At 68.1% G+C, this 7581-nt stretch carries 8 protein-coding genes; 3 read left to right on the top strand and 5 right to left on the bottom strand.

The features are described from left to right. Window positions 1–220: 220 nt before the first annotated feature. Complete coding sequence (locus tag IRZ30_RS13895) at window positions 221–610, top strand: TraR/DksA C4-type zinc finger protein (RefSeq protein WP_294086037.1); 390 nt, start codon at window positions 221–223, stop codon at window positions 608–610. A 177-nt stretch (window positions 611–787) separates the two neighbouring features. After that, window positions 788–2032: an MFS transporter gene (locus tag IRZ30_RS13890; protein ID WP_294086036.1), complete on the top strand. Its 1245-nt coding sequence runs from the start codon at window positions 788–790 to the stop codon at window positions 2030–2032. A 378-nt stretch (window positions 2033–2410) separates the two neighbouring features. On the opposite strand, the gene IRZ30_RS13885 is transcribed toward IRZ30_RS13890, so the two are convergent. From IRZ30_RS13885 to IRZ30_RS13870, 4 genes are all read right to left on the bottom strand, one after another. After that, window positions 2411–3499, bottom strand: coding sequence for an ABC transporter permease (locus IRZ30_RS13885; protein ID WP_294086035.1), 1089 nt, complete (start codon window positions 3497–3499; stop codon window positions 2411–2413). 13 nt (window positions 3500–3512) lie between these two features. Next, the gene (locus tag IRZ30_RS13880) at window positions 3513–4370 is read right to left on the bottom strand and encodes an ABC transporter ATP-binding protein (RefSeq protein WP_294086034.1); all 858 of its coding nucleotides are present in this window, start codon (window positions 4368–4370) and stop codon (window positions 3513–3515) included. 108 nt (window positions 4371–4478) lie between these two features. Next, the gene (locus IRZ30_RS13875; protein ID WP_294086033.1) at window positions 4479–4871 is read right to left on the bottom strand and encodes a hypothetical protein; all 393 of its coding nucleotides are present in this window, start codon (window positions 4869–4871) and stop codon (window positions 4479–4481) included. A gap of 15 nt (window positions 4872–4886) precedes the next feature. Next, window positions 4887–5093 carry a helix-turn-helix transcriptional regulator gene (locus tag IRZ30_RS13870; protein WP_366945353.1) on the bottom strand — a complete coding sequence of 69 codons (207 nt, stop codon included), beginning with the start codon at window positions 5091–5093 and terminating at the stop codon, window positions 4887–4889. A gap of 258 nt (window positions 5094–5351) precedes the next feature. Here IRZ30_RS13870 and IRZ30_RS13865 point away from each other — a divergent pair, with 258 nt between their 5' ends. Beyond that, a complete protein-coding gene (locus IRZ30_RS13865) occupies window positions 5352–5864 on the top strand; it encodes a hypothetical protein (RefSeq protein ID WP_294086032.1) in 513 nt (170 codons plus the stop codon). Window positions 5865–5926: 62 nt separating this feature from the next. On the opposite strand, the gene gltX is transcribed toward IRZ30_RS13865, so the two are convergent. Then, window positions 5927–7420, bottom strand: coding sequence for a glutamate--tRNA ligase (gene gltX, locus IRZ30_RS13860; RefSeq protein WP_294086031.1), 1494 nt, complete (start codon window positions 7418–7420; stop codon window positions 5927–5929). Window positions 7421–7581: the final 161 nt, after the last annotated feature.

Raw genomic sequence — 7581 nt, 5'->3', positions numbered from 1 at the left:
ATTGGGGGGGTGGTGGCGTGGTTCTTGGTATTCATTCCCGGGAGGGGGTCCGTGGACCGTCTCGACCGCCCCTCCCTCCGCATTGTCACGACATTGTCGCGACACCTGATGATCTGTTGCGAGCCCTCCCCGCTTCCCCGCAGACAATTGCGGTACGTGAAAGGGCGGAGCGACGTTCCCTGACCGACGGGACGGCATTGGAGGGAGGGCGGTTGCTGTGATGACCAGAAGCGGCGCATACCGTGAGGTGATGACCACAGCACGCGGCCGGTTGATGCGGCTGCGCGAGGACTTGCTACGCCATCGCGCCGAGGTGGAGGAGACGCTGGCGGCGATGACCGTCAGCCAGGAGGACGAAGGCACCATCGCCACGCACATCGCCGATGCCGCCTCCGACTTGCTAGAGGCCCAGACCACCGTCGGCGCCCTCTCCCGGATCGACGCGGAACTGGCGGAGGTCGACGCGGCGCTGGATCGGCTGGAGCGTGGGACCTACGGCGTGTGCATCGATTGCGGTGAAATGATCGATCCGGCCCGGCTCAAGGCGCTCCCCACCGCCACGCGCTGCCTGCGCTGCCAGACGCACTACGAATACCGTACCGGCGCCTGACGTTCATGCCGGGAACGTGGACGCCCGCGTTCCAGCCCGGCGTGGCTGTCTCTAGGGGTCGCGGAGCCAGGGGCAGGTTCCGGTATCTCTTCACGCATTCGGGGAGAATGGCGTACACTCGGTCGGTGCAGCTCGGCCGGCGGCGCGGGCCGCGGCCGGACGGAGAGGCAGCGACCGATGTCCAGCCAGATCGCCCACCCCGCGGACTCCCGCGCGGGGACGGCGCTGTTGCTGATCAGCGCCGGGCATTTCATGAGCCACTTTTGGTTGATCACCTGGCCGTCCCTGTTCACAGTCCTCGCGGGGGTCTTCCAGGTCGACTATCTGCAACTCGGCTTCCTGATGACGCTCTACAGCGTCACGAGCGCGATCTTCCAGGTCCCATTCGGCTACCTGGCCGATCGGCATGGCCCGAAGCCGATCCTCGTCTTTGGCCTGCTGGTAAACGGTGCCGCCATCGGCCTCTCGGCGCTGGCGCCGAACTACGGCGTTCTCCTCGTGCTGGCGCTCTGCGCCGGGGTGGGGCAGGCCGTCTTCCACCCGGCTGACTACGCCATCCTCTCCGCGCTCTTCAGCGCCGAGCGCGCGGGGAAGCCCTACAGCCTGCACACCTTCACCGGGTTCGCCGGGAGCGCGGCCGCGCCGCTCGTCATTGCCGGGATCACTGCGGTCTTTAACTGGCAGGTGGCGCTGGCCGTCGCCGGGCTGCTCGGCATCATCATCGCGGCGGCGGTCGCCTTCCAGCTCCGGGTTCCTGCGCCGGTTCGGCCGGCGCCGTCCCCAAAGGCGGAGGGAGCGTCCCGTAAGGGAGCAAGCTTCAGCTTCATGCTGAGCCGGCCGTTCCTCCTCCTGTTCGGCTTCTTCGTGTTCACCTCGATGTTCACCGCGGGGTTGCAGTCGTTCCTCCCGTCCACGCTGACCGAGCGGTACGGCGTCTCGCTCGAGACGGCCAACGGAATGCTCACCGCCTTCCTGGTCACGCTCGCCATCGGGGTGCTGGCCGGCGGTGTGCTGGCGGATCGCATCCGCAGCTACGGGCGGGTCATCGCCGCCAGCTTCACCGCGAGCACGCTCCTGATGCTCCTGGTCGCTGCGGTGCCGATCCCGGTCTGGCTGTTGCTGCCGGTGTTCGCCCTGGCGGGTGGGCTGCAGGGGATCATCATGCCGAGCCGGGACAAGCTGGTGCGCGAGTCCTCGCCGGAAGGTGCCGCCGGGCAGAGCTTCGCCTTTGTGTCCGTCGGCTTCAGCGTCGGCGGCATCATCGCCCCGCCCATCCTTGGTGGAGTGCTCAACCGCGGCGAGCCGATGCTGGTCTTCTGGTGCCTGGCGCTCTTCCTGGTCCTGGCTACGGTGACGGTGCTCATCCCGGCACGCCAACCGGCGAAGGACCGCGCCCGCACCGAAGAGCGCGCCTCCGTCTGAGCGCGGCCGCCTCCATCCTGGTCGTAGACCACACCTGCACGACTTGCCCCAGGGTTGGATCCCCGCGGGTGGCGCGAAGATCCCACCGCTCGGTGCGTGCCCGGGGCTAAAGCCGCCGGGCTGAGAAGACGAAGCCCACTGAAGGGGTTAGGGCCGCGGTACTCGACGGGCCGCCGGATCGGATTCGCCGAGGTGTGGGCCAGGGGAGCCCCTTCAGTGGGCTTTTCATATGCAGCCCGGCGGCTTTAGCCCCGGGCACGTGCCTCGGCGTGGGATCCTTCACGCTACCCACCCCCGGGCACAGGCCGGGCGGCGGACTCCCCACGCCGGGGTGTCTGCCCTTATCCACCGCTCCCCGTCACCGGTGTGGCCGGACCGCTACGCCTCGCGGCGCTGCAGGGTGCGCAGGAGCAGCAGGTAGGCAAGGGCGGTCCAGGCCAGGATCACGACGAAGCCGAGCCACGTGTCGGAGTAGTAGGCACGGCCGCTCAGCCCGTTGATCATGAGCTGGACGGCCTGGCTAGTCGGGAGCAGCTTGAGCAGGAGCTCGACCACGTCGGGCATGGGCAAGCCGGCAATGAACGCCGGGGCGATCACCGGGAGGAGGATGAAGCCCGACCAGGTGTTGAGCTGGTTCGCGTTCTTGAACACCCCACCGAGCAGCAGGCCGAAGCCGATCAGCGCTAGGCTGAGGGTCAGGAGCGCCCCGATGAAAAGCGCCGGTTGCTCGGGCGCGACGCCGGTGAGTCCCAGGAGCAGCCCCACAGAGATGACGACGTAGACCAGCCCGACCAACGCCTTGGCGACGATCACGTCGCTGTAGGACACCGCCATCACCAGCGCGTCCAGCGTCTTCTTCTCCGCCTCCTCGGCCAGGATGACCGGCACGGCCAGCATGCCGATCATGGCGACCAGCATCACGGCCACCGCGACCACGAAATAGCGGCGCAGCCCCAGCTCCTCAACGATCGCCTGGGCGGCACTCGGCGGCTCGTCGATGATCTCCTGCTGGATCGTCGCCGGAGGTTGTTGCCCGGCCATTGTGCGCAGCGCCCCGTCCAGGATGGCGGTGATGAGGTCGGCGTCGCTGCTGGTCTGGGCGCGGATCACCGTCAGCGGTGGGGAGCTACCCTCTGCGACAGCTTCGTCGAACCCGGCCGGGATGACGAGGCCGAGGTCCGCATCCTCGTCGGCGACGTGCTCGCGGACGGCCGCCTCGTCGTCATAGGCGCTGAAGTTGAGCTTGACCGCCGGGCCGGCTGCCGTCTGCAGCGTGTCGAGCAGTTGCGTCTGGCCCGCGGCGGTGTAAGCGATGTCGACCTCCAAGGTCGGTGCCTCGTCGCTGAAGATCTGGCCGTAGAGGATCCCCAGGCCGAGCGGGACGATGACGGCGACCAGCACACGCGCGTCCCGGATCGCGTCGCGCAGATCCTTGCGGAAGATCGGCAACATCAGATTGAAACGCATGCTCCGCTCCTCCTCACAGCGGTCGCCCGGCGAGGGCGATGAAGACGTCCTCCAGCGTCCCCTCCTGGGAGTGGATGGTGAGGACGCGCCCGTCGCGCATCCAGGCCGCGAGCCGGTCGGCGTCGGCGGGGTCGTCGAGCCGCACGGTGTGCTCGCTGCGGTCGTCGAGGAGCACGGTGGCCGAGCGCTGACCGTAGCGGAGCTTCAACTCGCGCGGCGTGTCGAGGGCGACGATCTTTCCCTGGCTGAGGAAGGCGACGCGGTCGCACAGTTCGTCGGCCTCTTCCATGTAGTGGGTCGTGAGGACGATGGTCGTACCCTGCGCGCTCAGGTTCTTGACCAGATCGCGGAGGTCGCGAGCGGAGGACGGGTCGAGGCCGCGGGTCGGCTCATCGAGAAAGAGGACGCGTGGTTCGTTGATCAGCGCGCGGGCGACGAGCAGCCGCTGCTTCATCCCTGTGGAGTAGGTCTTCACCTTGCGGTCGGCCGCCTCGGTGAGCCCGACCAGCTCCAGGAGGTCGTCGGCGCGGGAGCGGGGCGCCTGGTAGAGGTCCGCGAAGAAATGCAGGGTTTCTCGCCCGCTCAGGCGCTCGTACAGGTTCTGGTCTTCGAAGACGAGGTTGATGAGCGGCTTGATCTTGTCCCGCTCGGAGACGATGTCGTAGCCCGCCACGGTGGCCTGCCCGGCGGTCGGCCGGGTGCGGCCGGTCAGCATGCGGATGGTGGTGGTCTTGCCGGCGCCGTTGTGGCCGAGCAGGCCGAAGACCTCGCCCGCCGCCACGCTGAAGCTGATCCCGTCGACCGCGCGCACGCTGCCGTAGTGTTTGGCAAGCTGCTCGACCGCGACCATCGGCGTTGCGGATGCCGTCATCCAGTCTCCTTTCGTCCTCAGCAGCTTTCCGGGCGCGGCTCACCGGACTGGTTCGGTGCTGCAGCCCATGACATCATGCCACGCGCGGCGCGACGCGGCGTGTGGCCTTCAGCGGTAGCGCCACTGGACGGCGAGCCAGGCCACGCTCCAGGCGGCGCCCATGAAGCCGAACAGGTAGGTGACCGGGTTGTAGACCTCACCGGTGGCCAGGGCCTGCTGGAAGGCGACGAAGTAGGTGGCGAGGATGGCCGCGCTGTAGGCGTACCGCATCGCCTTCGCTTGCAGCCAGGCGGCGCGTTCGTCCATCGCCCGGACGATCGTGTCCTCACCGCGCAGCATAACCTGGAGGACCGAGGCCACGGCCAAGACGCCGAACAGCCCGGCCGCGAACAGGTAGAACCAGCTATCCGTGACGTCGCGGCTCCGCACGATCAGGTATTGCACGACCGCGACTGCGGCCAGTGCCAGGAAGCCCGCAACCTGGTTCCGTACCGCTGCCACTTCGATTTGCTCCTCTCACGTCACGGGCGCTTCATCCGGAAAGAACAAATCCTCGATGGTGGTCCTGAACACACGGGCAAGCTTGAAGGCCAGCGGCAGCGACGGATCGTAGCGGCCGTTCTCGATTGCGTTGATCGTCTGCCGCGACACGCCGACGCGCCGACCCAGGTCGTCCTGTGTCCAGCCTTGCTCCTGCCGCGCCTCGCGCACTCGGTTCCGCACCACCATCCTCCGCGATGTAAAGTTCGCTTTCCATCCCCAGGATAGCCGAGCTGCGGCGCGATGTCAAGGAAGCTTTCCATCGCCCGGCTGCCGGCGGTGCAGCGTTGGCGTTCTTCATGCAGTGGGAATGTGTGCTGTGGTGTTGCCCATGCGCGCGTCCCATGGGTCCGGTGCATGGTCGGAGCCCCCGGCGCCGTGGGCACGCCGGCGCCGGGGGCGGCAGCCCGGCACCGGCCGAATCAGCGGAGGGAGACCCCGATGTCGACGACACCCGCTCCCTACGAGGCGCCGATCTATACCTTCCGCGTCCGCATGCTCGGCGGCGGCTACGCGCCACCGAACCCGCAGGAGATCTGGCGCGACATCGAGATCGCGGCCAACCAGGTAATCGCCGAGCTGGGGGATGCGATCCCGCTCGCGTTCGATTTCGATCTGGACCACATGTGGGCCTTCTACCTGACCGGCAAGGCGTGGGACCAGGAGGGGGCCTACAACATCGACGATCCGGAAGTCGATGAGGTCGCGATCCGCGAGTTGCCGCTGCCGGGCGCCGCGGGTAAGAAGGAGTTCCTCTACATCTACGACTTCGGCGACGAGTGGCACTTCGGTGTCCAGCTCCAGCGGACGAGCGACACCGTGGATCCAGACGCCGACTACCCGCGAATCGTCGCCAAACACGGGGAGGCGCCGCAGCAGTACCCCGACGTGGACGAGTGGGACGAGGAGTGGGATGAGGAGGACGAACTGGACGAGGATGAGGACGAGCTTTAGAAAGCAATACGGGCGCCCGTCGGGCGCCCGTTTTTCGCTCGTGGTCAGCCGGGGGGCCGGTGTTACCCGGCGGCGGACGACTGCTCGGCGACGTAGGCGCGGAGCTTGTCGCGGGCCACGTCGAGGCGCGCCAGCGTCCGCTCCTTGCCAAGCACCCGCAGCGTTTCGAATAGCCCGGGGGAGACGGTTCGCCCGGTCGCGGCGACGCGGATCGGCATGAAGAGCTGGCCTGCCTTGAGCCCGAGCTCGTCCGCCAGGGCGCGGAGGGCCGCCTCCATCCCCGCTTCATCCTCGAAGTCGGCGCCGGCCAGGATCTCCCGCGTGCGATCGAGTCCCTCCAGCACGCTTGCGGGCTCGGTCTTGCGCGGCACGAGCAGGTCCGCCGGGTACTCCTCGGTTCCCTCGGTGAAGAAGAAGCTGGTCAACTCGACCACTTCGGCCAGCGTCTTGAGGCGATCCTTCAGCAGGGCGACGACTTCGCGCACGTAGACGTGCTCCGGCGTGGTCGGGTCTTCGGCCGCAGCCGGGACCAGCCCGGCCTCCCGCAGGTAGGGGATGCAGCGGACGGTCAGGTCCTCCAGCGAGATGATGTGGTTGATGTAGTACTGGTTCATCCAGGCGAGCTTGTCGAAGCTGAAGCGCGCCGGGCTGGGGTTGATCTCTTTCAGATCGAAGAGCTGAATCAACTCCTCGCGGGTGAAGATCTCCTGGTCGCCGTACGACCAGCCGAGCAGCGCCAGGTAGTTGATGACTGCCTCGGGTAGGTAGCCGGCCCGCTGGTACTCGAGCACGCCGACGGCGCCGTCCCGCTTGGAGAGCTTCCCCTTGCCGTCGGGGCGCAGGATGACGGGCAGGTGGACGAAGGTGGGCAGTTCCCACCCGAACGCCTGGATGATGCGGACGTGCAGCGGCGCCGAGGGCAGCCACTCCTCGCCGCGGGTGACGTGGGTGATGCCCATGAGGTGGTCGTCGACCATGGCCGCGAGGTGGTAGGTCGGGAAGCCGTCCGACTTGAGGATCACCGCGTCTTCCAGCAGGCGGTTCTCGAAGGTGATGTTGCCGCGCAGGAGGTCCGGCACCACGGTCGTGCCCGCCTCGGGCATCTTGAAGCGGATGACCGGGGTGATCCCCTGGGCCTCGAACTCCGCGCGCTCGGCGGGCGTGAGATTCCGGCAGCGGCGGTCGTAGCCGGGCGGCTCGCCCCGCGCGCGCTGCTCGGCGCGCACCTGTTCCAGCCGCTCGGGGGTGCAGTAGCACGGGTAGGCGTCGCCCTGCGCGACGAGACGTTCGGCGTGCTCTCGGTAGATCTCCAGTCGCTGGCTCTGGAAGATCGGCCCCTCGTCCCATTCGAGCCCGAGCCACTTGAGCGACTCGACGATCCCCTCGACGCTGCCCTCGACGTAGCGGCGGCGGTCGGTGTCCTCAATGCGGAGGATGAAGTCGCCGCCGTGGTGACGGGCAAAGAGCCAGGTGAAGAGTGCGGAACGAGCGCCCCCAACATGGAGGTCGCCCGTGGGGCTGGGCGCGAAGCGCACCCGAACCCGCGTCCCGGTCATATCCGTTCTCCCTCCCGAGGCATCAGACGACGCGCCCCGGTGCCAAGTATGAGCCACCGTGCCGTCACCGGGCAACGCGACCGCGCCGCACCTCCGCGGTGCCCGTTTGCTGTCATCCTGAGCGGAGCCGGGCGGCGGCGGCGCGCCGGGGGCGGGGGGGG

Origin of the sequence: Sphaerobacter sp., assembly GCF_019683595.1 — a bacterium.
Lineage (GTDB): Bacteria > Chloroflexota > Chloroflexia > Thermomicrobiales > Thermomicrobiaceae > Sphaerobacter.
This window is presented reverse-complemented; position numbering and strand designations above follow the sequence as displayed.

Bases quoted from the DNA above. Each gene is read 5' to 3' on its own strand.
- IRZ30_RS13895 (WP_294086037.1), top strand. From the start codon at position 221: ATGACCAGAAGCGGCGCATACCGTGAGGTGATGACCACAGCACGCGGC.
- gltX (WP_294086031.1), bottom strand. From the start codon at position 7,420: ATGACCGGGACGCGGGTTCGGGTGCGCTTCGCGCCCAGCCCCACGGGC.
- IRZ30_RS13865 (WP_294086032.1), top strand. From the start codon at position 5,352: ATGTCGACGACACCCGCTCCCTACGAGGCGCCGATCTATACCTTCCGC.
- IRZ30_RS13880 (WP_294086034.1), bottom strand. From the start codon at position 4,370: ATGACGGCATCCGCAACGCCGATGGTCGCGGTCGAGCAGCTTGCCAAA.
- IRZ30_RS13890 (WP_294086036.1), top strand. From the start codon at position 788: ATGTCCAGCCAGATCGCCCACCCCGCGGACTCCCGCGCGGGGACGGCG.
- IRZ30_RS13885 (WP_294086035.1), bottom strand. From the start codon at position 3,499: ATGCGTTTCAATCTGATGTTGCCGATCTTCCGCAAGGATCTGCGCGAC.